A 25245-nucleotide genomic window follows, 5' to 3' on the forward strand; every position below is an offset into this window, starting at 1 on the left:
ACCTCTTAAATTTTGGTTTCCAAAATCATTTTTCTGCTCCCTTTTAGCTCCTTCAGCTCCAGCATTAACTTTTCGTTGTCGCCTAAAACAAACTTTGGAACTACATACACAAAGCATTGACTTTCTCCATCAGTAATGGAATATGGCATTTTGTGTTTGTAAATAACTTCTTGTTGTAATCTTTGGTAAGAGGCTTTACGCTTTTTGTTTCCGTTGGTTCTATAAACTTTAATGTAGTCAATTTCAAAATCGATTCCAGACCTGTTCTTGACCTCTATAACCAAATACACTTCAGAAGCATCATACGCTATTTTTTGTAATTGGACTTTAATTCCTTTTTTGCGTTTGGTTTCAATACGCTCAAAGTTGGATTTTAATAAATACTCGCTGAATTTTTGAAAATGTGTTATTCTATTTGCATATTCGTTCAACGGTTTAACTTCTGGCTTCTGCTTAATCTTTTCCGGAAGTTCACTGCCAATGCTTTCATTTTCATTGATAAAATAATTCAGTTCTGGAAGTTTTTCAGAATATTTCAAAATATAAGAATAAACGCGACCATCACTTGTAACGGTCAATAGGTTGCTTTCTGTTCCAGGCTTCGCCTGTAACAAACCGAAATACTGCTCTTTCTCACGATTATAGGTGAATACAAAATTGGAAGCTCCTGTAATTCCTTGTCGAATAGGGTTTGGAAAAAACAGGGCAACGTTTTTCTGGTCGTTGGCGTAAATAGTGTCAAGGGGTTGCTGTGCTGAAATTGACATTGAACAAATCAATAACAGTAATGTGATATATGTTTTCATAAGAGTGAGTTTATTAATTGCCCATTATGGGCTTTCCTTGATATTTTGTTTTAGGAAGTCTTAAAATGAGTTTGTAATTATCGGTTATCGTAACCTTTACGTTTTTATGGTTACGTTGGAATATTTTCTTGAAACCGCTTACTTGCGGAACACCAGTAATATTAATGTCGTCCACCATATCGCCAACAATTTCATTGGTAACTTCTGCTCTAAAACTGTTTTCAACATAAATGCCTTCGCTACCATCCTGAAAATCATAGGCTTTCAATTTTACTGGTTGATGATTGATATTCTCAATGTCTATGATGGTGCGATTGGGTTTAAAATTGACAAATCCATAAATAGGCGTATTCTTGGAATAGCGTTGTCCATAAATGGTAGCATCTTTTATCAACCGCATTTGTAAGCGATAATTGGTTTTAACTGTTTGTGTGCCATCTACTCGTACATAAATGAAATCATCGGTATTTTTTGAATTCAAATCCTCATTTTCAATAGGATGCGAAGCAAAAAAGAGTTGATGCTCCAAAGCACGTTCTTTGGCTTCCACGTTCGTTTCTTGCTCTTCAATAGCATCCGTTGTGTCTTTTTCCTTCTTAACAGGTGGTTTTGGTGGATAGTATCTTGGATTAATATTTTCAAACGTTCTATCTGAATATCGAATCTGCCCTTGTTGGTAAATGCTATCTACCATCTGCATTTTTTTCTTGTCCAATAAATCAGGGTCATATACGCCTGTGGAATCCAACAGCCGTTCATCATAAATGCTGGGTGCGTTGGTTTCCCTAACTTCCTTTAAGTCGTTTAGGGCATCCAATTTGGAATCGTATTCCTTTTGGTCGTCTTCCAGTTCCGGTACAGGAATCTGGTTGTTCTCAATGGTCGGTTCTTCGTCCTCGCCCAATATAAGCATTGCATAGCCACCTATAAAAAGCAGGATGCATACCAACACGATGGCAAAGACTATTTTATTTTTTTCTACTTTCATAATTTTCTAATTTTCGTAATGTGCTTTCAAAAAAGTTGGTAATTAGCAGTCCGTGGGTATTGTTTGGAAAGTTTCTATCTACGTGAATCAAATTTCCAATAGTGGTCAACTCATAAGTATCTGTGATAGTACCTCTATTGATTTCAAAAATGGTTTTCGTTTCAAACTTGTAGGGTTCGTTTTGAATATCAACTTTGGATTCGATATTCAATACTTTTTGAACCAACGAGTATTGCAACAAACGGTTATAAACTCCATCGGCTTTTTTCTGTCGGTACAGAGCATCTACAGAACTATTACCCAACCAAAGGGCTTTCTCCAAGTTCTTTTCGTAATTGCTGGCATCAATGTTATAGAAATAAGTGTGAAACAACTCCAATTGTGCCAAGACTTCTACTTTTAAATTTTCTTGTTGAGATACCAGTTTCAAGGGAATAACACTTCCGTCCGAATTGACTACAAAAGCATTATTAACTGTTTCTTTATGCAGCTTTATGACCATCAAAACGGAAATGACGCACGTGAGCACAGCTCCAATAACGACGGTCAATACTATAAAGCGATTGAGCTTTAAGATGTTGTAAATATTCTTATATGGTGTTTTCATCTGTAAATTATTATTGCTTTATCAGCCTGTAAAGAGTTTAAAAGTGAACGAGGTCGCTCGTTTATATAATTTGAATTTCAGCAATACAATAAATCCGATAGACCCTAACTGTAAAAGCGGTGCGAAAAAATTACTCCCCCAATCCGTACCAAATAAGTCGCTCCAGAAATTTGTATTGATTTCGGTATAAAGATTATTCACGAAAACATTGACCAGAAAGAAGGCAGGAACTAACATATATACGCCAGCGTAAAGCTTAAAAAAGTTGTATGCCAACGACCTGAACTTTTCAAAAACCGCCAAGCTGATGACCAAAGGGAAAAAGGCTTGCATTATGCCCAGCAAAAAGAATCGTTCTGCAAGGAATAAGGGGTAAATAAACAAATCCAATAGCCAGAGAAATATTCCGGCAATAAAGGATAGTATTTTTAAGCCGTATAAAGGTGTTACTAATGCTTCATAAAGCATTGCCATTGCTTTTTTGGTGGCATCCCAAGCACTTACATCCTGTTCGATGTCAATATCTTGCATCTGTAAAGGAAGAAGTGCGGGTGCCGTGTCCCGATATTGGTTTTCAATGGCCACCAAAATGGTGTCGAAAACACTTAATACCTGTGTGGAAAAAATGACTAAAATCACTATTGCAAAGTTTTTGGCCAGTTCCGCAGGGGTCAATCCCCACGTATAACCCTCATTATTGGCTACACCTTCATTGTACTTTTTTAGGATGTTGATGAGAAAAAACAAGAGGGCGAGTGTCTTCATTCCTACAATAGTGTATTGTGAGAAATCACTATTTTTTATCGTTTGAAAAATAGTGTCCACAAACTCTAACCCTATGCCTAAAAAAATACCTGACATTAGTAATCGGTTTCTCGGTTATTGATTTTGTACTGCATTTCTCGAAATTGAATAATCTCTCGATAGCGTCTGGTTTTTGCCTCAATTTCCGCTACCATTTCCTTGGATTCCAGCTCTTTTTCTTTAAGGACTTCGGCACGTTCGGCATCGGTCATTTTCAGATTGTCGCTGGACAATATTTGGTCGATATATTCCATACCAGCCATAGAGTTCTGAAGGATGGCATCAAAGGAATCTGAAATGCGTGTAACTTCATTTGGTTTAATAAAAGGGGAATTGAGGATTTCCCTCAAATCATCCTGTACAACATCAAACAATCGTTGGTTGTTTCTTGCCAGTTCCCTGACTGCTTGAAGTTGTTTGATGACATTGTTTACCTTATCGATATTCTCTTTTTGGGTTTTAAGGAATTTTACCGTCTTCATTAAATTGGCGGTTTGTTTACCTGATTCCAATAATGATTTTACAAAAGAGATAAAGTTTGTGTTGTCATACACAGGCATCCCCTGGGCCGAAGCCTTACTTCCAATTAGCACTACAAATAGTGCGGATAACATTAGATTTCTGATAGTGTGTCTCATAATTTTTATTTTTAAGAATTAATAAATATTTTAATGGCTATCTCCATATTTTGGTGTTCTTCAAAATGTTTCATAATGTCTTCGTTTTCTTTGCCATCCGTGAGGTAAGCAGCAAAGACTTCGGGCGGTACTTCCAATCGGAAAATGTTGCTTTCCTTTCCGATTTTGATGAACATTTCGGTATATTTTCGTGTTCCTGTAAGGTTGTTACGAATGGATTTTAACTGGTTTAAATCGTGACTGGTAAGGTTGAGCCTGTTTTTTAATTCGGCATAGCCTTTTTCATTACGAAGGCTGTAAATTACTTGGGTGTTTTCAAGAATACTCGCCGATGTGGAATTGTTGGGCAATTGGTTAATGGATTGCAGTATAATCCCAATCGCTCCATTTTGTTTTCTAATGGCTTGATAATAGAATTCTACACTTTCGAGTACATTTCCAAATTTGAGCTGTTTGGCAAACTCGTCGAATAGGATGATTCCCCTCTCGGCTTTATTTCTCCAAATGGTTCTTTGAATGGCAGATTTAATCAGCTTCAACATTACGGAAAGGATTTCCTTATTGTCCTTTACTTCATCAAGTTCAAAAACAATCAGTCTTTTATCCTCAATTTTATAGGTCTGGTCTTCACTTACATTGAACAGGAAGCTGTACAAGCCATCATCCACATATTCAGAGAGAATGTGCAGAAAATCGTAGATGTTGAAATGTTGCTCTTGAATATGTAGTTCTTCTAAAAAGGTGTCTTTTTTTGTATCAACGAACTGGTATAAATTTTCCAAAGAATGTGTACCACCCACATTTTGTAGATAGTAGTACCGAAGTACTTTTTTGACCGCCACTTCTTCAGCTTTAGTCGTTGCTTTGCCCGAAGCCAAGAGCTCTAAAAGGAAGATTGCCAAATCTTCCAATCGCTCTGGTGTCAAATCATTGACATCAGAGATATAGAATGGATTGATACCCAAATTTTTTCCCTGTTCATAGCGAAGGATGATATGGTCGTCTGGATAGAGCTTGGCAAATTTTGAATATGAACCACCTAAATCAATAATGACCAATCGAACATTTTGTTCAAAATATTGGCGTAGAATATTGTTTGCCAAAAAAGATTTTCCCTCTCCAGTAGGTGCGAAAATGGCAAAGTTCCTTGCCTTGATGCGTTTCTTCTTTTCATCCCAGACATCTTTAAGTACAGGAATGTTATGTTGTCTGTCATTAAAGATGACACCTGTGGCATCTGACTGATAGTTGGTATTGTTAATGTACAGGCAAAGAGCGTGTTTTAAATCGGTTACGTATAAATCCTCATTAGAAAAATTGGAAGTAAAACAGCAATATGAGTTTAAGAAATATTGCTTGCGTTCTTCGTCTTTTGGATAATAAGGCACTATATCCAATTCTTTGAATTCGGTTTTTATTTTGGAAGCAATTCTTTCTAATTGTGCTTCATCTTTATCCCAGAATATAATATTTAGATGACCCCTAATAATTCTTGAACTATCGTCCTCATTGATTTTGGTAACAATGTCTTCAATCTTCTTTAAGATGACTTTGTTCTGTGTTCCAAAATTGGAACTCTTTTTGAGTTCTTCAATTTTCTTGTCCAACAGCTTTCGCCATTTGTGCTTATCATCCAAATAAATGATTTGGTTGACAATATGATTTTCATTGAGATTCAACCCTAATCCGTCAATAAATCCTTGGTGGAATACAAAGTCGTCCGAAGTAAATTTATCATTGGTCTTGCTACTCTGAACCACATCGCCATAACACAATTCGCTATTGATGGCCAGCACATCAAAATGATGGTCGCCAATTTCAATATTCGCTTTTTTCAATAGAATGTCGGTATCAAATCCTTCGTTGAATCCATTAAAATAAGCATTGGTCAATGACAAGACTTTATCGATACCCAAAGGTATCAATGACACTTTCCGGCTGTTATTTACAAAGGAAACGGCATCGTTAACAGAAGCAATAAATTCCTGAACGTTATGGTCCATTTGCTTATGAATACCCTTTTCGACCTTGCGGAATGGGTTGGTAAACTTCGGTGCGTTCAAAGCTTTGTTGTGCGGAAGTATAAAGAATAGGTAAGAAGAATGTTTAATGAATTCCCGACCTTTAAAATAATCGTGTGTGGCACGTTGCAAAAAGCTTTTGTTCGGAAGTTCTTCCGCCAAATATTCAGCTTTCTGATAGATGTCCTGTTTGTGGATAACCGTGGCAATAGGCAATGATTTAAACGCTTGAAACCACGAACCGTGAATATCCTCAAAATCTTTTTCCGCGAGGGAATAGATTTCAGGATTGTCCACTTGATAGCCCAATACCACATTGCCGTTATTAGCGAACACGATATGGTCTTGAATATCCAAAATAGGATGATATGCCGATAGGTTAATTTTCTTCATAGTACAGACGACTTCCTTTTTTGTTACTAATTGTTTGTGGGAATACCTTTTTGATGTGCATCAATGCAGGGTTTTTGGTAATGTGAGTCAATACGATATACAGTGCACCGTTCAATAGAAATACTGAAATGATAACAGTAAAGCTGAACGAAAAGATGATGAACAGCAATGAACCGATAACAACGGTCATCATTAAAGCGAACAATGATATGGGCAGACCCATAATCACGGCTCGCTTGCGTATGTTTTTATAGACCTCGAATCGTTTCATTACACTACGATGCTAATGAGGTACGTAAAGATGCCCACGACTGCTCCCGCAATCAATACAAAGACCAGTACGCGGGTAATCCCTTTTTTTAAATCGGCATTTTCGCCAAAGAAATGTCCAGCATTAAATAGGAATCCAATTAAAAAGATAACGCCCAAAATAATGGGGAAAATGGTTCGGATAGTATCAGAAACATCGTTTACGGAATCTTCGATACCTCCAATTTGTGCAAAAGTTGTACTTGAAATAAGTAATGATAAGATGGTTACATAATGTGATTTTTTCATAATCAAAGTGATTTAGATTTTACGTCAATTTTGATATTTGAAAAATAGTGTATATTGCAATACAAAGAACTGATAATCAGTAAATTGTGAATAAAATAAGTTTTGATGTCAATTGTTTTTATTTGATGCGAATTGGTATCAAATTTTATGAAAATTGAAAAGTGCGATGTTGATAACTCTAAAATTTTGGAAGTGGGTAACGCCCAAAAACGTCAGTTTTGTGATTTTGATGCTACAATTCTGTGTGATTTTCGGTCAACAAAAAGTCATTATCATCGACCCTGGACACGGTGGAAAAGATACTGGTGCAATCGGTACAAATAGTATTCAAGAAAAGGATGTATCGTTAAGTATTGCCAAAGAGATTATAAGGCTAAATGAAACCCTCTTAAATAACGAGTTTGATATGTATTCGACCAGATATATGGACACTTTAATTTCTTTATCCGATAGAAGTCGATTAGCTGAAAGCTTAAAGGCTGATGTGTTTGTATCGTTACATTGCAATGCCTCTAACACATCGGCAAAAGGAATGGACATTTACGTGCATAATACCAACGATGAAGAAGTACTTATAAAGAAATCTATCGGAATGGGATTGTCCATTTTGGAAGAAAGCACTCTGAAATTGGACTTTAAAAAACGAGCAGTTCGATTCGCAAATTTTCAAGTGCTACGTGAAAATATCGAAATTCGCCCTGCTATACTCATCGAAATGGGCTTTATTTCGAGCACCGATGAAGCAGATTATTTTTTAAAGCCCAAAAATATAAGAGCAATGGCATTGGCCATTTTAATGGGATTGTATAACTATTTAAATGTTGGGTTATGAAGGAAATATTTATGGAAATTGTAAAAAGCATTAGAAAGATTATTATAACTATCTTCAAAGAGATAATTAAAACTAAAAATCCTCAATCCTAAATTTTAGTTTTTTGTCAAAATATAACTTGTCAAAATAATTTTGTAGGGTTGGGTCAGTAAAAACAACATATTCACTTTCACATATTTCTTTGAAGTTCTTTGGGTCTTTTAGGAACATAGCACATACATCCAATTCATCATTGGTTATTAATCTTCCGTGTAGTAATTCTCTATGCTCCAAAAAGTTAAAAATCTTTCTGGATGGATTACTGAAACTATTGTAAAGCACTTTCAAAAAAGTTTCTAAATCATCGACATATATTGACCAAGGGTAAGGGTCTTCATTATTTTTCCTTTTAAGCATTAATCCTAAATCGGTTTGTATGGAAGCAAATCTTTCTGAAGTAACTACAATGCAAAAAATCTCGTGAATTTCATTCGTGATAATTACCTCCGATTTATTTTTCAAGCTAACAATAACCTTTTCATTGTTTAACAATTCCTGTTCAACCTGATAGCATTGGTCATAACCTTTTTGAATACAGTCGTTAAAGTCAGATTTAATTCTTTGGTATGCTTGTTCCGTAACCCTTCGTGGTTCTCTATATCTTGAAGCCTTACATTCAATGATATAGGCGTTATTATCCACAAGGATTAATATATCTTTTTCTTCTGGCTCGTTGTTTATGTAATAGTTGGTGAAAATTTTAATCCTTTTTGATTTTTTGAAGAATTTTTTAAATATATCCAAAGTATGGCTTTCCAAAACAACTTTTCCTCTACGGAAATTTACTTGTTCTTTTTCCTTTTTTGTTTGAGTAAGCGTGGTATAAAGTAAATCATATAGAGCTGAAGGCAATTGTTTTTGATATACGTTTAAATACTGATTATCACTAATTCTTATAATCGGTTTATTTTCTAAAGGATTTTGTTGGGAATAAAATAAATTACTATGATTATCTTTAATATCAATTGAAAATAAGCCACAGAAAATATCAATATGTTTTTCTTCAAAAGAGAGGTGAAAATCTTGTTTGGCAAAAAGTAAACATTGGTGGGGTTTCTCAAAAAAATTCAAAAAACTTTCTTGGGTCTCATTCGAAAGTTCTAACAGCTTATCTGTAAACTCATTCTCTGCTAATAATCCATTTGCAGATTGTCGAGCCAGTTTGTCAAAGCCTTTGTCTAAAATAAATGACTTTGAATTTATTGACTTTGCACGATAAATTAATTCAGAATGATTGCATAAATTAATTAAGGTTTTTAAATCGATTTCTAATCTTTCCTGTATTTTATCTTGATAAGGTTTAAACATCCTAATAACCTTATTTACCTCTTGTTCTCTATAATTTAATATTCCGTTTTGAAAGTAATTTTTGAATGCTAATTCGTGAACAAGTAATTTTTGTCTTTTATCAGAAATCTCATCAAATTCATTTCCCTCATAATTTTCTGATAAATAGAAACTAACTATCTCTAAAAGAATGTCAGCAACTTGCTGAAGTACTAAATCATTTTTTTCTGAATAATGAAGTTCTTCCTTGCCTGCCAATGGTGTAGAGAGTCTTAACATTATCAGATATAAAGAATCTTTTAATTTTGACTTGAATTTTTTTGAAAATCCAATATTGCTTCTTTCTGGATGGTGTCTAATAAAATCAGCAAAAAAACATACAAAGCTCTCTTTTGTATAACGAGAGATTATTTTTTGAATTTCTAATGATTTTTTCTCTAAATCTATTTTCTTCATTTTATCCTAAAAACACTATCCTTAATTTTTCAAATCGTTACAAATGGATTACAACATTTTTTATATTTCATCAAATTCAAAATTAAGATTTTGCAATTCTGGGGTAATCTCTAACGGGTTTCCTTTTTTGGTTTGTCTGCCAGTTTCTGATATCAAGTGTAAATTGGTTTTGGCTCTTGAACAGATAACATAAAGTAGTTTTTTTGAAGCGGCAACAGGGTCTCCAGTAAAAATGTCATTCCAATGTGGGATATACCCATTTAGCAAACCATAAGCAATAACGGTTTCAAATTCTTCTCCTTTAACACCAACGCAAGTATTGATGACGACGCCTGACATTTCTCTATAAAAACTCATAAATGATGCTATGTCACTTGGAACTTGAAACGTTGGGTCTTCAAGACGGCTCTTTATTACATCGAAAAAGGTCTTCCTATTTATAAGAAGTTGTGCGTAAATAGTTTGGTCAATCCCAACAGCCTCTAAAAACTGGTCAAAACAATCATTAAGATAATCGATACCTTCAGTTTCATTGGATGTTATCGAGTTAATCAATTTCAATACATTTCGCTCTGTTTGATATTGTTCGCTGAATTCAGTATTGGTATGTTCTTTAAAGTTTTCAATTACTTCAGAACACCATTTGTATCGCAATGAATATATTTTTGGTTGTGGCTGCGTTAAGAACAACCTCGATAACTTATACCAAATGTTATTTCGATTTTTTGACATTGGTGCTAAACCTGAAGCATCAAAATTTACATCTGGTAGTTTAGCTCTCAACTGTTTTGTGATAGTAGTTATTAACCACCATTGCGGAACCAATACGCATATTTCATCTTCTGGAATTCCATTATCTAAACTATGCTCTATAAGTCGTCCAATTTCATCTACTAAATATCCTTTGTCAATGGTGTTATTGTACGTTATTATACTATCAACGTCTTTATTAGTACCAATAGCTTCAATTTTAATTGGGTTTGTCTGGAATATAGAGTAAAAGTCGATAATTCTTTGTGTGGACCTATAATTTCCAGAAAGCGTAAGTTGCTCAATAGGTAAAGTGTTTAACTCTTCCTGTATTTCTTCCAAACTTTTGGCAATGCCACCCAAAGATGCATAAATTGCTTGGTCTGTATCTCCTACTAAAAATAGATTTGAGCTACCTTCCCCAGTTGTTACAATCGACGAAATAATTGCGTAAAGCAAATCTTGCGTGTCTTGATATTCATCAACACATATAAGGCTAAAAATGTTCGATAACGTTTTTTTTATTTTAGGATGCTTGGTTAAGAGTTTGTATGAATAGTATAGTAGAAGCTCAAAATCAATTAACTTCTCTGTTTGTAGCCTTTCGTGATAATCCTTAAGGACTCTTTTTTGAATTGTTTTTGGTTCGGCAAATGTGCCGTCCCTATCGAATCTGAAATTAATCGGGTCAATAGGTTTTAACTTATGCTTTTCTTTAAGTTCACTTATGATATCCGAGGCATAAGTTTCATCGGCAATTAAATAGCCGTTTTCAAGTTCAGGTAAATAACAGGAATAGGGTTTTATAATCCATTCGAGACAAAATGAATGCAAAGTGCCAGACCAAACCCGATTACTATTAATTCCCATTGCGTTTAATCTGCGATATATTTCTTCGGAAGCCCTTACGGTAAAAGTTAGAGCGACAATCCTTTGTTTACTGTTTACATCAATATTTTTTAGAGCATAAGCGAGTTTATGAATAATCACTCGTGTTTTTCCACTTCCTGGGCAAGCTGTAAGAAGTACATTTCCATCTTTAACAACGGCATCTTTTTGTTGGTCGCTTAAAGTATCTAAAATCATATAAACGATAAAAATTTAGTAAATTGGTCATTAGGAAAGTTGGCTATATAGTCATCAATAACCTGTTGGTCTTCTTTATCCTTAAAACTAATTTTTGTTGCTACATCGTAATAACTATCATTTTTACTACGACTAATTTTTCGTAACCTGTATTTAGCGGTTTTAGCTTTAGAGGCATTATTTAAATGCGAAGATGCAAAAGCAACGGCTTTCAAAATATATTCAGGAATATAAGTATTGTAAACTAAATTATCTGCAACAACCAACGCCAGCCAACCTTTGCCTTTTTTATCAGCCAATCGTAAAACTTCTACACCTGCAATCGAAACTGATTTTTCTTCTAACTTTTTCTTTGAAGAATCAATAGCTGCTTGTTGTTTGAAAATTTCAGGAAGTGATTGTACGTATTCGTGGCTATTCCCATTCAAAAGGAAATCAACTTCAAAGGTGTATTTAGAGTAAAAAGGAATCAAGAAGTCGTTTTTGTCACAAAATTTATCCAATTCCTTTTTTCTTTCAGCTCCACTAATTTGCGATGCCCTACAATGTTTTTCATAAGCAGAATCATCAACTTCATTTGCAGGTAAATTGACAATACTGGCATCCAAGTCAGTTAGTATGGCACAGTTTTTCTGAATTCTATCCTTATGGAAAAGCCTTGCAACATTTTTAAAACCTGTACTTCCAATGTTTACGAGACTTATCCCAATTTCATCGAGCGAAATTCCAAAGACTTTTTTAAACATTTGAGGAATGAGAATCTGTTCTGCATCGCCTTCAACCAAAACAACGCCTTTCGCGAAAAGCAAGTTGCTTCTTATGGCGTCCAAGTACCTTTCGGCTCTTGTTATATAATCATCATCAAGATTGTTAGATGGTTGATATACCAAAGTCTGCATATTTCCTCGGCTTAAAATATTTACTGAACTTATTCGGCTTACAGATGAAATGTGAGTAGAATGCGTTGAAATAATAACCTGTGTTTTATTGGTTTGCACATTATCAAAAAGGGTTTTTTGAATATGCGTATGAATATGTGCTTCTGGTTCTTCTATTAAAAGAAAATTTGCAATTCTATCCGTTCTGATTTTTTCATACTCCAATAGCTTTAGTGATAGGTAAATCATATTTGCACCTCCCAAACTCAACTCCCATATTTTACCCATATAACCTTCTTCATCTGGGTCGCCAACCCATAGTTTGAGTGATTGCAGTAGTTTTTCCATATCATTTGGAAGTTCTGATTTGACATCTATATTAGGGCCGTAAGTAGTACCCACAGCTTCCTTAATACTTTTGTCAATTCCATCTTTCACATCCTTTACTTCTTTGAGAGAACTAATTTGGTCGTTAAGTTTGTTAACGCTATCAATGATGTCCGTTTGTTTTGAAACTTCAATAGTTTTTTCCTTTCCTCGTAATAAATTAATCAATGGATTAGTAGAATAGGAACGTAAGTCGCTTTCGACATCTCGAAGTGCTTTAATGAACGTACAAGAAACCTCGTTGTGCACACTTATTTCCCTCGGCAGAAACGTTCCAAAAATCAATTCTTCTTTATCATCTGGGTTTGGGAATTCAACAGCATCAAAATCGCCAACATACTTTTTATAGGTAGTGTCATCACTAAAATCTCCAGAGCCTCTGCATAAGTAAGACGTTTCATAATCATCAATCGTAAGTTTATCAAAAAAAAGCTGAAGCCCTGCTACACTTTTACCTGCGGTTTGTGAATAATCATATAATTCTTTTCTAAACTGATATTTTGGTCTAAAGTACACCGAGTAACTTCCAGTCTTTTTGCTGCCTTCCATATCTCCCGAAGATTGTACTGCCAGTACCTGTGCTTCTTCACTCGCATCCAGTTCGTCAAAAGTAACCGATAAAATTATCCAATGTCCAGCCCATTTACCCAGACCTCGGTTAAAGTCAGACTCATTAAATCTTATATATCTTGGAAGTTTATCATCAATTAAAACTCGTAAAGCAAAAAAGAGATTGGTTTTACCTGAACCGTTTTCTCCTAAAATAGTATTTATACCTTTTTTAAAAATGAATTTTGATTTATAGAAATTTCTAAAATTCCTAATGGATAGTGAACTTATATGCATAATAATTATTTTGAAACAATAAAAAAGCCAATGATTTCCCATTAGCTTTTTAAACATTAATATTTTAAGCGTAATCGCCTATAAATATACTGAAATGTCTTTTTAAATTCTTACGGTTTCCTACAAATTGTTAAAATTTTATTAAGAATATATCTTTACTTCTGGAAGTCAAAATTTTGGTTTTTTTTCGTAAATTAAGCCTAATTAGAGTGTTATAAACTCTAGTGCAAATAAAATGAGAGCAATTGCAATTTTCTTTTTGAACGTACTTCAAAATACTTTGGGGATGACTTTTGGATGGTTGTTTAAACCAAAAACCAAACGAAATTCATTTAAGGCCTTATCTGATGTTGAAATGGTAAAATATCTTGAAAAAAGAAGGCAATACAAAGGCTATAAAAAACAATGGCTGTATTACAGGTGTAGAGAAGAAGGTTTATTAGAAACCTATTACAAATTGTTCGATACTGAAGTTGAGGGACAAGATTCTGGAACGAAATTTAGTTTCGGTAAATATAGAGGGGAATATGTTGAAGCTATTTGGGAATCTGATAAAGAGTATATCAATTGGCTTTCCCAACAAGAATGGTTGGCTCAATATTTGGATGAAAGCGATATGATACACGAACTACTTCTTTTAGAGGAAGAAAACCAAAATTAGATTTAATCCCTTTTATCACGACTGCTTTTATCAAAGGCAATTAAATTGAACAGTTGTCGCATCCTTGAACGTACCCTATTCCCATAACGTTCCTCCAGTTCTTTAGCATTGAGGTTTGTAGTTGCGTGTGTTTTAGTTTTATGACTTAAAAATAAATCATAACGTGAAAGTAAGATTTCGCCCATTACATTACAATCTTTTCCAAAATGCCTTCCGGTGGGTTCTACACCCAAATCATCAAAACAATAAAACTTTTTGTCGCCGTAATTTTCAATGATGGTGTACCCAATATTATTAAAGGCAAAGGCAATGTTTCGTGTGGGTATAACCTCATACGATTTCTGATGTGGCACAATATGGCGTAACAGTTTCATTAAACTGGTTTTTCCACAACCAACAGGACCAGAAAGCAAAATCCCTTTATCGCGGTCGATGTCTAATTTTTTGCAATTAGCTTCATCCCTGATAAAATAATTACAGAGCTTGAATATAATATCACGGTCTTCTTCAAAAATTTTGAATTTCTTGCCAAAAAGTAGTTTTCCTTTGGCATTGAGATAAATTAGCATTTTATCAAAATCATAAAGCATTTGATTGTCTTTCAGTTCTCCCAAGGTGTATTGAACGCTACCCTCGGTAATGATATGTGGTTTGTGGGGATTCATAATGGTTCATTATAATTTTTGTTGGAACTTGTCTTTAGGTTGTCCGTATTTTGGCTAACTGCAACCATTGTTTTTTCTTCTTTTAGCTCTTCGGCCTTTATCATCCAGTTTCGAGCTGTGGCGTGCCAATCGACAATTTTTGTTTTTCCACCTACTTTCCAACCGATGCCTTGGTAGTGGTTGTAAAATTTTTTGGCTTCCAATTCTGGCCAATTTTCCTTTTCAAAAAAATCAATGACTTCATTTTCATTTTTTGGCTTGTCAAGTTTAGTATCATTTGCTTTGTTTTTTCCTGTTTGTATATGTTTGTTTATAGATACCACCGCTTGTCCATTGCTTGTCCCGATATTGGTAGGGTTTGGGTACAGAGCTTGTCCATCACTTGTCCCAAAATTGAACATCTTGATTCTGCTGCCTTTAAATGGATTATGTGAGGGTTCGTATAATAGGTATTTCCAATGATGTAGTTCTTTGATGCAGCGATGGTAGGTAGTTTTTGAACCAATCTTGGAAAACCGCATCGCTTCTTCTCGATTGATATAGAATTCTGTCGGAAAGTGATAGTTGTTCCATAATTGAAACAATGCCACGTACAAACTTATGTGCGTGGGATTTAAACGGCTATCCTTTGAGAATTGTAAGAATACAGCGTTTAGGTGCTTAATGTAATTGACCTGCTCCAAAACGATTTAGAATTTGTTATGAACTTTATTATTTTCCATTACGCTAATTATTTCTTCGTAATCGTAATAGAGTACACCCCCTACTTTGGTGTAGGGCAATGTGCCATTAATTCTTAAATTCTGTAACGTGCCAGAAGAGATTCCCAAAAGCTTTTTTACTTCAGGGGATTTTAGCCACCTTTTGGTAATATGACCAGATTGGCTATTGAGTAGTTCCTTGATATCATCGAGCAGTTCCATTTTGAATTCTCGAAGGTCGTCTGTGGTAATAATACTTGTGGGCATAATAGAACGGATTAAAAGAAAGGGACTACCGTTTTGCTTTCATCTAAAATGATAGCCCCTGACCTGATTTGACTTTCGTTCTACAAAATTGGGGTAGTTTGCTGGATTTTATTCACAAGTTAGGCCTACTTGGGTGTTTTTCTTCTCTCATTTTCAATGTAATACAATAGAGGGTTTTGGTACTTCTTCAGAAAAAATACCCTATCTAAAAACCACCAAATAAAATGAGATTTTCCATAAAACAAGAAACACCCAAGTTGAAGCATCTTGGGTGTTTTATTTTACGTTATCAGTATCATCCATCCGTTTGGTCAACTGCTTTTTCAGAATATCCAAAAATTTGGTTCTGCCATTTTTACGCATCCGTATTTCCAAAAAAGCTCTGTAATAATCGCCCAAGTCCACTTTAAATGTTTTTTCAACAAAATAGGCAATATCTTTAATGTCAACAGTACCATTATTAATGACATCTGTACTGTGCAAAGCGTATATCAGTTCAATTAAATATATTTTGTGGGCTGTCCAGGTAATTTTGGTTTTACTTTGTAACAATCTTAAACTTGCATAATTTCCATTATTCTCCAATTTATCAATTTCCCGTTTTAAGTGTACAATCAAAAGGTCGTAGGCTAAAATTGAGGCCACGGTACTATCGTGGCTTGTTGCAAATTCTTCATCAACAAAAAAGTGAAATGAGTCTGGGAACAACCGAATATCTGCCTTGCCTCTTAAAAAATATTGCTCATCAAATACAGTAGCTTCCCTGCGGTAATAATGGTAAAAATCAAGATTGTCGTTAAAGTAGGTTTGAAGTTTCTCAATATAATTGTTCAAATACTTTACTTGCGATTTATTGCTTCCCCTGGGTCTTTTACTTTCAATGTTAAATAATTTTACGTAATAAATAAGTTTGCTATAAATTTTTGGTTTAGTACATTTAAAGAAATGAATTTCCTCTAATTTGGTTTCAAATTCATAATCAACTACGATACTTCTAACTGATTTAAGGGTCTGTTTTGCAAGTTTAATCCCTTTTTCAGCTTTGAGTAAAATATCTTGTTCTTCTATTTCAAGAATATCTAATTTATTGTCTAATTTTTTTAATATATCGTCGTAATTTGTCGTCATTCATTCTGGGTATCATTATTTTCACTTAATCTTCTGCAATAACGTTGCATTTAAAATTGTAATTAATTAAATAGATATAAAGTACTTTAGGAATTGCAAGAACAGTACAAAGAAGATTAACACAATAACAACGATTAGAATACTAATCCAAATTATTTTATCTTTTTTGGTAATACTATTTTTTACAGAGGGTACTTTATTGCTTTTTTTATTTCGTCTATTCCGTCTATTTTCCGACATAGAATATCATTTTTACTATATATCAATCATTTCCACTTCAATTTTTGTAGCCACACAAACCACTTGGAATATTTTATTATCTTAATTCATTAATGCTTATGAATATTTCCTTTTAGCACAAAAAAATAAAGCAGAAATGCGGCTATTACCATAAGGATTATCATAAGAATACCTTTGACCTTATCTCTTTTTGTGATGTCGGTATTCGATGATTTCCGATTTTTTTTGTTTCTTCTATTTCTTCTTTTTTGAGACATTCTTTTATACTATTTCCAATTCATCTTCTGTAATCGAACCGCATTCAGAATGGCTAACAAGGCCACGCCTACATCGGCAAAAACTGCTTCCCACATCGTTGCCAGACCACCTGCGCCCAAAACCAAAACCACTGCTTTTACACCAAAGGCCAACCCAATATTCTGCCAAACGATGCGTCTTGTAGAACGTCCTATTTTTATGGCTCTAGCTATTTTACTTGGTTGGTCTGTTTGGATGATTACATCTGCGGTCTCTATCGCCACATCGCTGCCCAAACCACCCATTGCAATGCCAACATCGCTCGCTGCCAAAACCGGTGCATCGTTGATGCCATCGCCTATAAAGGCTACTTTAGTATTAAATTGTTTTTTCAAATGCTCAACTTCGTTGAGCTTATCTTCTGGTAACAAACCGCCTTTTGCAGTATCAATACCCATTTCTTTTGCCACTTGTTGGGTTATGGAATCCTTATCGCCGGAAAGCATTATGATTTTGGAAATTCCAGATTCTCTAATTTGTTTGATGGCTTCGTGGGCATCTTCTTTCAATTCGTCTGCAATGATGACATAGCCAGCGAATTTACCATCAATGGAAACCATTACGATGGATTCTACAATGTTGTCGGTTTCAGATGGAACTTCGATATTATTTGAAGTCATCAATGGTTTATTCCCAACTAAAACAGTTTTGCCATTGACCATTCCCCTTAATCCTTTTCCTGCGACTTCGGTTACTTCTTTTGCCTGAAAATCTTCGCCATCGGCTTTATATTCCATTATGGCCTTGGCAATGGGATGGGTGGATTGTTCTTCCATTGCCATTAGGTATTTCATAAATTCGGGTTCATCCCAATCAATGGTTTTTATTTCCTTGATTTTGAAAACACCTTTGGTCACGGTTCCGGTTTTGTCCATTACCACTGTGGTTATCCTTGTCATTTCATCTAAAAAAGATGCTCCCTTAAAGAGAATTCCATTTTTTGAAGCTGCTCCCAATCCACCAAAATAACCCAACGGAATAGAGATAACCAAGGCACACGGACAGGAAATTACCAAGAATATCAATGCTCTATATAACCAATCGTTAAACACATAATCATCCACAAAAAAGTAGGGCAAAAATGTTAATCCAATCGCCAAGAATACCACAATAGGTGTATAGATTCTTGCAAATTTTCTAATGAACAATTCGGTTTTTGATTTACGAGCCGTGGCATTCTGGACCATATCAAGGATTCGGGCAATGGAACTGTCTTTAAATTCCTTGGTGGTTTCGATTTCAATAACGCCATCAAGGTTGATGCTTCCTGCAAATACTTTTTCTCCTTTTGCAATGGTGTCAGGTTTGCTTTCGCCCGTTAATGCTGCGGTATTGAACGAGCCTTTTTCGGACAATAAAATACCATCCAAAGGAATTTTTTCGCCCACACGGACTTGCACTTTTTCGCCAATAGCAACGATTTCGGGATTTACAGAAACATAATTGTTGTTCCTATAGACCAAGGCTTCATTAGGTCTTACATCTAGTAATGCCTTGATGCTTCTCTTGGCTCTTTTAACGGCGGCACTTTGGAACAATTCGCCTACCGCATAAAACAACATTACTGCCACACCTTCGGGATATTCGCCAATGGCGAATGCACCTATGGTTGCGATGGACATCAATAAAAACTCGGTAAAGAAATCGCCATTTTTGATGCTGTTCCAACCTTCCTTTATCACAGGAAAACCTACTGGAAGATATGCGACTGCATACCAGACAATACGTATCCAATCTTTAAAAAAAGCTACGTCAAAATAATCCATCGCAATACCAATAATCAGCATTACAAAGCTGAAAATTGCTGGTACATAAATTTTAAATTTCCCTATACTTTCCGGACTGCTATGGTTGTGGCCATCATTGCGCTTGTGATTATCGGATGAAGTTTTATTTAAATCTCTTAAATTCAGTTTCTTTTTTTTCATTTATATCAATTATAATTTTATTTAAATTCACAGTCATTCCAATCTCAACACCAATTGGGCAAACTGCACCTCTATGGTATCATCGATACCCTCTATTAAGGAATCCAAACCAGTATTTGAAACCAATAATTGTCCGGTTGCACTTATCAGGCAGGACATACTTACTCCTTGTTCTATATGGGTAATGGTTGCTTTAAATTGTGATTTAAAGGATTTCCCTTGATAAGTAACATCTATCAGCCAATTAAAGTTGATAGGGTCGTGCCGTTTTGATAAAAAATCCTGTGATGGAATAGTGCCAGTAAACCGAAGTATTAAAGGGTCTTCCCGCTGTTCTAAAAGGGCATTGATTTTAGGACTATATGTTGATAAAGTCTTAAGGTCGAGTACACCATTGACCACTTTGGAATCATAATCAAGATATAGTGCCAATTTATGGCTTTCTGCCTTGATGGGTTTATCATCAACCAAAGTCATCATCATAATATGACCTTCTTCAGTTGTATAAACTTTTTGGGCATTTACCTTATAATAACTAACCAACAAGATTATTAAAAAACAATGTTTAATATTCATAATGCGCATCTTTACTTGTATAATTTAAAAAAGCAGCTTCTACTTTTGCTTTTAATACTATTAATCATTTTGCTTTAAAAAGCATCATAAAAGCTGCCTGCTATTAATTAAGTTTTCACTTAACTTATTTAAATAAAAAATTTCGCTCATTCCTATAACGATTTACCGCTACTTGTTATCTATATCCTTTTCTCGTTTACCGAAATAATAAATTAGCGCAACACTTGCACCTAATAAGCCAAACAGAGTGTTCTCAAAAATTTGATTCCCATTGATATTTAAAATTTCAATGAAATTATTTATTAAATATTGCCATCAATTGATTTCGTAATTCTGGCTGCTAAACGTGAAAATTGTTATCCCAAAAGGTTGAAGGATAAAAACACCTATGGCAAACCCAATTAAAATGGTAATAAGAATGCTTTTTTTATTCATCGTCTGTCTTTTACGGAAGTAAGCTTACTGGCTCTCAATCCAATTTTTGGCATCTTCCTTTTGGTCTATATTGAAATACTTAATATCGGCATTGGTAAAAGGCTTCATAAATTGGGTTATCCAATTCTGCCATTTTTTATCTCCTACCATTGCTATTTTTTCATAGTCCGTGGCGTGGGCTGTGTCCATTTTTAGGTCTTCCCATAAACCAGGTAAATCCCAACCTGTAAAGTTGACCATCTCAAAATACCACCGGACTTTCATTCCTTTGTCCAGTATGGCGTGGATAAGTGGATGGATTTTTTCTATATCTTCTTTTCTCAATTTGCCCGAAGCTTTTGTTGCAACAATATTTTTTTCTTTTAATTCGATTATCTGTAACATTTTATATAGTTTTTAATTAATAATTATCCTTCTAAATCGTAAAACCATTCTTCCGCCCTTATGATGCCTTCTGATAAAGCTTCTTTTGCTGAAATATCTTTTTTTTCAATTAGTTCTTTTGCTATGGACAGGGCTTTTTCTCGTACAATAGGATTTAAGGTATCTAGGTCAGTTTTAAAATCTTCAAACATCCAGTCCATAGCTTCATTTTAATGGTTAAAAAGTTCCTTTTCTTTTTCAGGGTCTATTTCATCTTTTGACTTTTTGTCCAAAAAATAATCAAGCACAATACCCACGATAACAGCACCTACGAACGCTGAATAAACCTGCCAATTAAATTGGATTATCAATGATAGACTTATAAGTATCGCCAAAATGGGTAAAATCGGCACTCGTCCTATAGCCAAAGGAACTTTAAATGGTCGTTCTTGCTCTGGTGCTTTAAACCGAAGCACGATAAGTGCGACATTTACGGCAACAAAAACAAGTAAAGCGCCTAAAGAAGACATACCTGCTACAATCTTAATATCGCCCAACAATAAAAATCCCGCAACTGCTGCCATAACTACAATAGTAGTAACCCACGGTACTTTCTGTGCATTGGTTTTGGTCATAAACTTTGGAAGTTCTCCGACACTGGCCATTCCAAAAAGCAGCCTACTTATGGATATGATACCACTAAAAGCAGCATTAGCCGTAGCAAAAAGTGCAGCGATAGCCAATACCACAGGCAACCAATTGTTGAGATTGGAAGCTGCAAGAGAAAGTGGCGAATCCACGTTTGCCAAAGCGGAAGGGTCTGCAATATTCAAAACCGTAAAAGCAATAAATAAATAAATTATTGTAGTTATTACCATAGTCATTAAAAATGCACGGGGAATTGTTTTCCCTGGGTTCTTAACTTCCGAACCCAAAGCTGCCATATGTTCAAAACCAGTATAGATAAAGAACAGTGTAGCTGTGGCCGCCAAAGTTCCAGAAATCGATTCAATTTTAAAAAATTCTGCTTTGGGTGGACCAGTTTCCAAAAGTCCAAATACTATCAATAATAACAATCCCAAAAGTTGAATGCTGACCATAATAATATTTGCTGTCGACGATTTTGTGATGCCTGTAATACTAATTAATGACAACACCAATAAAATGCCATAACTTATTAGAAGAGAGGGCATATTAAAAAACGTATTGAAATACCCCGAAAAGGCAAGTAACACGGCTGCAATGGTGGCCGAACTATGAAACGCAATCGTCCAACCCGTGAGAAAAGACGGAATATCAATTTTTGGAAATGCCTTGCGTACAAAAATAAATTCCGCACCAGCATTGGGATAGGTAGAGGACAACTCTGCATAGGACATTGCAGAGACACTAGCCGCAATTGCTGCAAAAATAAAACTCAACCAAAGGTCTGTGCCCGCTTGTCCAGCAGCTGCACCAATCACGGTATAGATTCCTGCACCCACAATCGTGCCAACGCCATAAAAGGTAAGTCGAAGCGTACCCAAAGATTTTTTTAGTTCTGCCATATTTTTTAGTTAAAGAGGGTGGAAAAAACCTGAACTGGACCATTGGGCGCAAAGGTTCAAGGTTCAAGTACTCCCACCTGTTATTTTTTCCTGCATTTTTCACATATTCCTTTCAATACAAGGTTCACATCGTTCACTTCATAATCGTCTGGCAAGCTCTCTTCCGATATTTTATTTGGTAAACAGATTGTTTTCCTACAATCGGTGCAATGAAAGTGCATATGTAAATCTGTACCGTATTTACCTTTGGCGTTTTCATCAGAAATCGCATATTTTGCCACTCCGACCCCATCATTAATCTGATGAATCAACCCTTTATCCTCAAAAATCTTGAGATTGCGATAAAAGGTCGTTCTGTTTGCTGTTTTATTGGTTTCGCTCTTTTGAACAAAGGCCTTTTTCAAATCGGAAAAGGACACGGCACTTTGTTTCCTTTTTAGGAACTTGTATATCTTCGACCTCATTTTAGTAGGTCGAATCCCGTGATATGATAGTATCTTTTCCGTTTTGGTCATTTTAACCTTTTCAAAAGCAACCCTTTTTTATTAAATTTATTTTTTATAAGCCAAAAGCCTTAACGCATTAAAAACCACAAGTAACGTTGAGCCTTCGTGGATGACCACTGCAATACCGATATTGGCCCAACCCATAATGGTCGATGGTATGAGCAATGCCACAATACCGAGGCTTACCCAAAGGTTTTGCTTAATAATGGTTTTTGCCTTCCTGCTCAAACCTATGGCAAAGGGCAGGGTTTCCAGTTTATCGGCCATTAGGGCAATGTCAGCTGTTTCCAATGCTACATCACTGCCCGCAGCACCCATTGCGATTCCTACGGTGCTGTTTGCCATTGCAGGGGCATCGTTCACACCGTCGCCTACCATTGCGACTTTGGATTCCTGTTCTTTTAATTTTTTAATGGCATCAACCTTTTCCTCTGGCAACAGGCTTCCCCAGGCATCGGTCAACCCAATTTCTTTAGCAACGGCATCGGCAACCTTTTGATTATCCCCGGTTAGCATTATCATCCGTTTGATGCCGATTTCCTTTAATTTTTTCAGTGTTTCCTTGGCCGCTTCCCGTGGGGTATCCATCAGGGCGATGATACCGATATATTCTTTGTTCCTTCTTATGAGCATTGTGGTATTTCCACCACCTTCAAGTTCTTTTACTTTATTCGATATTTCTTCGGGTGGTTTTGCTTCATCGAGGTCTTCGTACAAGTCAAGGTTTCCAATATAGATTTTATCCTTGCCCAAAGAAGCTTTGATACCTTTTCCAAGAACAGCTTCCAAATCGGTCGCATCGGGTATTGAAGTGCCTTCCAGACGTTCTTTTCCATCCCTTACAACGGCTTTTGCCAAAGGGTGGTCGCTCAAATTTTCAACAGCTACGGCTATTTTTATAAGTTCATTTTCTTCTATATCCCCAAGTGGAACAACTTGGGTAAGTTTAGGCTTTCCTTCGGTAAGCGTGCCTGTTTTGTCAAAAGCAAGGGCGGTCAATTCGCCCAAGTCTTCCAGAGGTCGCCCACCTTTAATAAGTACACCGCCCCGTGCTGCCCGTGCCACACCGCTCAATACGGCGCTTGGTGTTGAAATGGCCAATGCACAGGGACTTGCTGCGACCAATACCGCCATCGCCCTATAAAAGCTGGCACTAAATGGCTCGTCGATGACCAAAAAGGCAAAGAGTAGGATACCCACCAATATCAGTACGGATGGTACAAAGTATTTTTCAAACTTGTCGGTCAACAGTTGGGTTGGGGATTTCTGGGTCTGTGCCTCGTTGACCAATTTGACCAGTCGGGACAGCGTAGAGTCTTTGGCTTCTTTGATTACCTTTATTTCCAGCGTGTTATTACCGTTGATAGTTCCGGCGAACACGCGGTTTTCATCATTTATATCATCATCTGCGGAATAGTCCCTGCTCGTATCTTCCACGGGAATTTTGTCCACGGGTACACTTTCCCCGGTAATAGGTGCCTGGTTGACGCTGCTTTTTCCATTGACCACGACGCCATCTGCGGATATTTTACTATTGGGCTTGACCACTATAATATCGCCAATACTCAATTCCTCAATTCCAACTTCTTCGGTCTTGCCATCTTTTTTGAGCAATGCCGTTTTTGGTGCTAAATCTGCCAGTGCCGCAATGGACTTTCGGGCCTTTTCCATTGCATAATGTTCAAGGGCGTGACCCAAACTAAACAGGAACAGCAACAAGGCACCTTCTGCCCATTCTCCCAAAATGGCTGCCCCAATGGCTGCAACAAGCATTAAGAAGTCAATTTCAAAACCGCCTTTGGCGACGGTCTGTACTGCTTCCTTGGCCGTAAAGAAACCACCGAAAAAGTAAGCACCAATATATAAAGTAAGACTGACCCAATCTGGGATGGATTCTACATAGGAAAGTCCGAAACCTATTCCGAGAAGTGCCCCACAGATAATGGAAAAAATGAGCTCCGTATTTTTACCGAAAATACCACCGTGGGCGTGATCTTCTCCTTCATCGTGGGTCTCGCCCTCTGTGGAAGTTTGTTCTTTAGTATCTTCCTTCTTTGAACGCTCCTGTTTTTTGGATGCTTTGGTGTAATCATTTTCGTTTGAAGAACTCCGCTGAATCTGAAGCTCTTCTTTTTCAATTTGTTTACTTATTTCATCAAAATTCGTTTGCTTTTTATCAAATTCAAGTCGTACCATTCCAGAGCCTGAAACGGAAACTTCCAAAACTCCATTGATTGTCAAAAGGCTTTTCTCTATGGAACGAGCCTGCCTTGTGTGTCTGATTCCTTTAACTTCAATGAGCAAATGCCCGTATTTTTCGGTAATCTCGGCACCAGTACTTTCGGCGAGGGATTGAATGCGGTCAATGGAAATGATATCTGGGTCATAATGAAAACAGAGCTGCGGCACATCATCTCCGTTTGCATCGGCAATGTGCACTTTTTCGATGCCCTCTTTAGCTTGTAGTTTTTGAATAAGCCTTTCAACACAAGAATCTTTTTCGTTAGGAACTTGCGGAAGGATGACCGGTATTTTTAGTTGTAGTTTTTCCATTT

23 protein-coding genes are annotated in these 25245 nt (G+C 36.0%); 2 read left to right on the forward strand and 21 right to left on the reverse strand.

Annotated elements, in window-relative coordinates; translation table 11 throughout:
• Positions 1-5: 5 nt before the first annotated feature.
• The 7 genes from GQ46_RS15235 to GQ46_RS15270 form a co-directional block, all read right to left on the reverse strand.
• On the reverse strand, positions 6-806 hold the full coding sequence (locus GQ46_RS15235) for a DUF4138 domain-containing protein (RefSeq protein ID WP_027126729.1): 801 nt from the start codon (positions 804-806) through the stop codon (positions 6-8).
• A gap of 13 nt (positions 807-819) precedes the next feature.
• The gene (gene traM / locus GQ46_RS15240; RefSeq protein WP_025743361.1) at positions 820-1794 is read right to left on the reverse strand and encodes a conjugative transposon protein TraM; all 975 of its coding nucleotides are present in this window, start codon (positions 1792-1794) and stop codon (positions 820-822) included.
• Positions 1775-2401, reverse strand: a complete 627-nt coding sequence (locus tag GQ46_RS15245; protein ID WP_025743362.1) for a conjugal transfer protein TraK — start codon at positions 2399-2401, stop codon at positions 1775-1777. The genes traM and GQ46_RS15245 overlap by 20 nt, the downstream gene beginning before the upstream one ends.
• A gap of 21 nt (positions 2402-2422) precedes the next feature.
• Complete coding sequence (locus GQ46_RS15250; protein ID WP_034230060.1) at positions 2423-3262, reverse strand: hypothetical protein; 840 nt, start codon at positions 3260-3262, stop codon at positions 2423-2425.
• Positions 3262-3819 (reverse strand): conjugal transfer protein, encoded by a 558-nt coding sequence (locus tag GQ46_RS15255; protein ID WP_339917541.1) that lies wholly within the window; start codon positions 3817-3819, stop codon positions 3262-3264. The genes GQ46_RS15250 and GQ46_RS15255 overlap by 1 nt, the downstream gene beginning before the upstream one ends.
• Positions 3820-3854: 35 nt before the next feature.
• A complete protein-coding gene (locus GQ46_RS15260; RefSeq protein WP_044403639.1) occupies positions 3855-6257 on the reverse strand; it encodes a TraG family conjugative transposon ATPase in 2403 nt (800 codons plus the stop codon).
• Between the two features lie 270 nt (positions 6258-6527).
• Positions 6528-6815, reverse strand: coding sequence for a hypothetical protein (locus tag GQ46_RS15270; protein ID WP_025743366.1), 288 nt, complete (start codon positions 6813-6815; stop codon positions 6528-6530).
• A 229-nt stretch (positions 6816-7044) separates the two neighbouring features.
• Here GQ46_RS15270 and GQ46_RS15275 point away from each other — a divergent pair, with 229 nt between their 5' ends.
• A complete protein-coding gene (locus GQ46_RS15275) occupies positions 7045-7647 on the forward strand; it encodes an N-acetylmuramoyl-L-alanine amidase (RefSeq protein WP_231567375.1) in 603 nt (200 codons plus the stop codon).
• A gap of 72 nt (positions 7648-7719) precedes the next feature.
• Here the strand turns inward: GQ46_RS15275 and GQ46_RS15280 are convergent, their stop codons facing one another.
• From GQ46_RS15280 to GQ46_RS15290, 3 genes are read right to left on the reverse strand one after another with little or no spacing between them, the layout of a single operon-like run.
• Positions 7720-9429: a hypothetical protein gene (locus GQ46_RS15280; RefSeq protein WP_027126734.1), complete on the reverse strand. Its 1710-nt coding sequence runs from the start codon at positions 9427-9429 to the stop codon at positions 7720-7722.
• A 60-nt stretch (positions 9430-9489) separates the two neighbouring features.
• Positions 9490-11265: an ATP-dependent helicase gene (locus GQ46_RS15285; RefSeq protein ID WP_044403641.1), complete on the reverse strand. Its 1776-nt coding sequence runs from the start codon at positions 11263-11265 to the stop codon at positions 9490-9492.
• A complete protein-coding gene (locus GQ46_RS15290) occupies positions 11262-13376 on the reverse strand; it encodes an ATP-dependent endonuclease (protein WP_027126736.1) in 2115 nt (704 codons plus the stop codon). The genes GQ46_RS15285 and GQ46_RS15290 overlap by 4 nt, the downstream gene beginning before the upstream one ends.
• Before the next feature lie 235 nt (positions 13377-13611).
• Here GQ46_RS15290 and GQ46_RS15295 point away from each other — a divergent pair, with 235 nt between their 5' ends.
• The gene (locus GQ46_RS15295; RefSeq protein ID WP_027126737.1) at positions 13612-14037 is read left to right on the forward strand and encodes a hypothetical protein; all 426 of its coding nucleotides are present in this window, start codon (positions 13612-13614) and stop codon (positions 14035-14037) included.
• Positions 14038-14039: 2 nt separating this feature from the next.
• On the opposite strand, the gene GQ46_RS15300 is transcribed toward GQ46_RS15295, so the two are convergent.
• The 11 genes from GQ46_RS15300 to GQ46_RS15345 all read right to left on the reverse strand — a co-directional run bounded on the left by GQ46_RS15300 (position 14040) and on the right by GQ46_RS15345 (position 25243).
• Positions 14040-14702, reverse strand: coding sequence for an ATPase (locus GQ46_RS15300; RefSeq protein ID WP_110355858.1), 663 nt, complete (start codon positions 14700-14702; stop codon positions 14040-14042).
• Positions 14699-15292 carry a hypothetical protein gene (locus tag GQ46_RS15305; protein ID WP_231567362.1) on the reverse strand — a complete coding sequence of 198 codons (594 nt, stop codon included), beginning with the start codon at positions 15290-15292 and terminating at the stop codon, positions 14699-14701. The genes GQ46_RS15300 and GQ46_RS15305 overlap by 4 nt, the downstream gene beginning before the upstream one ends.
• Before the next feature lie 99 nt (positions 15293-15391).
• The gene (locus GQ46_RS15310; RefSeq protein ID WP_025743375.1) at positions 15392-15670 is read right to left on the reverse strand and encodes a helix-turn-helix domain-containing protein; all 279 of its coding nucleotides are present in this window, start codon (positions 15668-15670) and stop codon (positions 15392-15394) included.
• Between the two features lie 276 nt (positions 15671-15946).
• A complete protein-coding gene (locus tag GQ46_RS15315; protein WP_027126739.1) occupies positions 15947-16798 on the reverse strand; it encodes an RteC domain-containing protein in 852 nt (283 codons plus the stop codon).
• Between the two features lie 506 nt (positions 16799-17304).
• Positions 17305-19263: a heavy metal translocating P-type ATPase gene (locus GQ46_RS15320; protein WP_027126740.1), complete on the reverse strand. Its 1959-nt coding sequence runs from the start codon at positions 19261-19263 to the stop codon at positions 17305-17307.
• A 33-nt stretch (positions 19264-19296) separates the two neighbouring features.
• Positions 19297-19839, reverse strand: a complete 543-nt coding sequence (locus GQ46_RS15325) for a hypothetical protein (protein WP_027126741.1) — start codon at positions 19837-19839, stop codon at positions 19297-19299.
• 459 nt (positions 19840-20298) lie between these two features.
• On the reverse strand, positions 20299-20658 hold the full coding sequence (locus tag GQ46_RS15330; protein WP_027126742.1) for an STAS/SEC14 domain-containing protein: 360 nt from the start codon (positions 20656-20658) through the stop codon (positions 20299-20301).
• Positions 20659-20681: 23 nt separating this feature from the next.
• On the reverse strand, positions 20682-20858 hold the full coding sequence (locus tag GQ46_RS17890; RefSeq protein ID WP_164674149.1) for a hypothetical protein: 177 nt from the start codon (positions 20856-20858) through the stop codon (positions 20682-20684).
• Between the two features lie 9 nt (positions 20859-20867).
• Positions 20868-22184, reverse strand: a complete 1317-nt coding sequence (locus GQ46_RS15335) for an APC family permease (RefSeq protein WP_027126743.1) — start codon at positions 22182-22184, stop codon at positions 20868-20870.
• Between the two features lie 80 nt (positions 22185-22264).
• Positions 22265-22699, reverse strand: coding sequence for a Fur family transcriptional regulator (locus tag GQ46_RS15340; RefSeq protein ID WP_026753622.1), 435 nt, complete (start codon positions 22697-22699; stop codon positions 22265-22267).
• Between the two features lie 36 nt (positions 22700-22735).
• On the reverse strand, positions 22736-25243 hold the full coding sequence (locus GQ46_RS15345; RefSeq protein ID WP_044403645.1) for a heavy metal translocating P-type ATPase: 2508 nt from the start codon (positions 25241-25243) through the stop codon (positions 22736-22738).
• Positions 25244-25245: the final 2 nt, after the last annotated feature.

This window comes from Lacinutrix sp. Hel_I_90 (assembly GCF_000934685.1).
Classification (GTDB): Bacteria; Bacteroidota; Bacteroidia; order Flavobacteriales; family Flavobacteriaceae; genus Lacinutrix.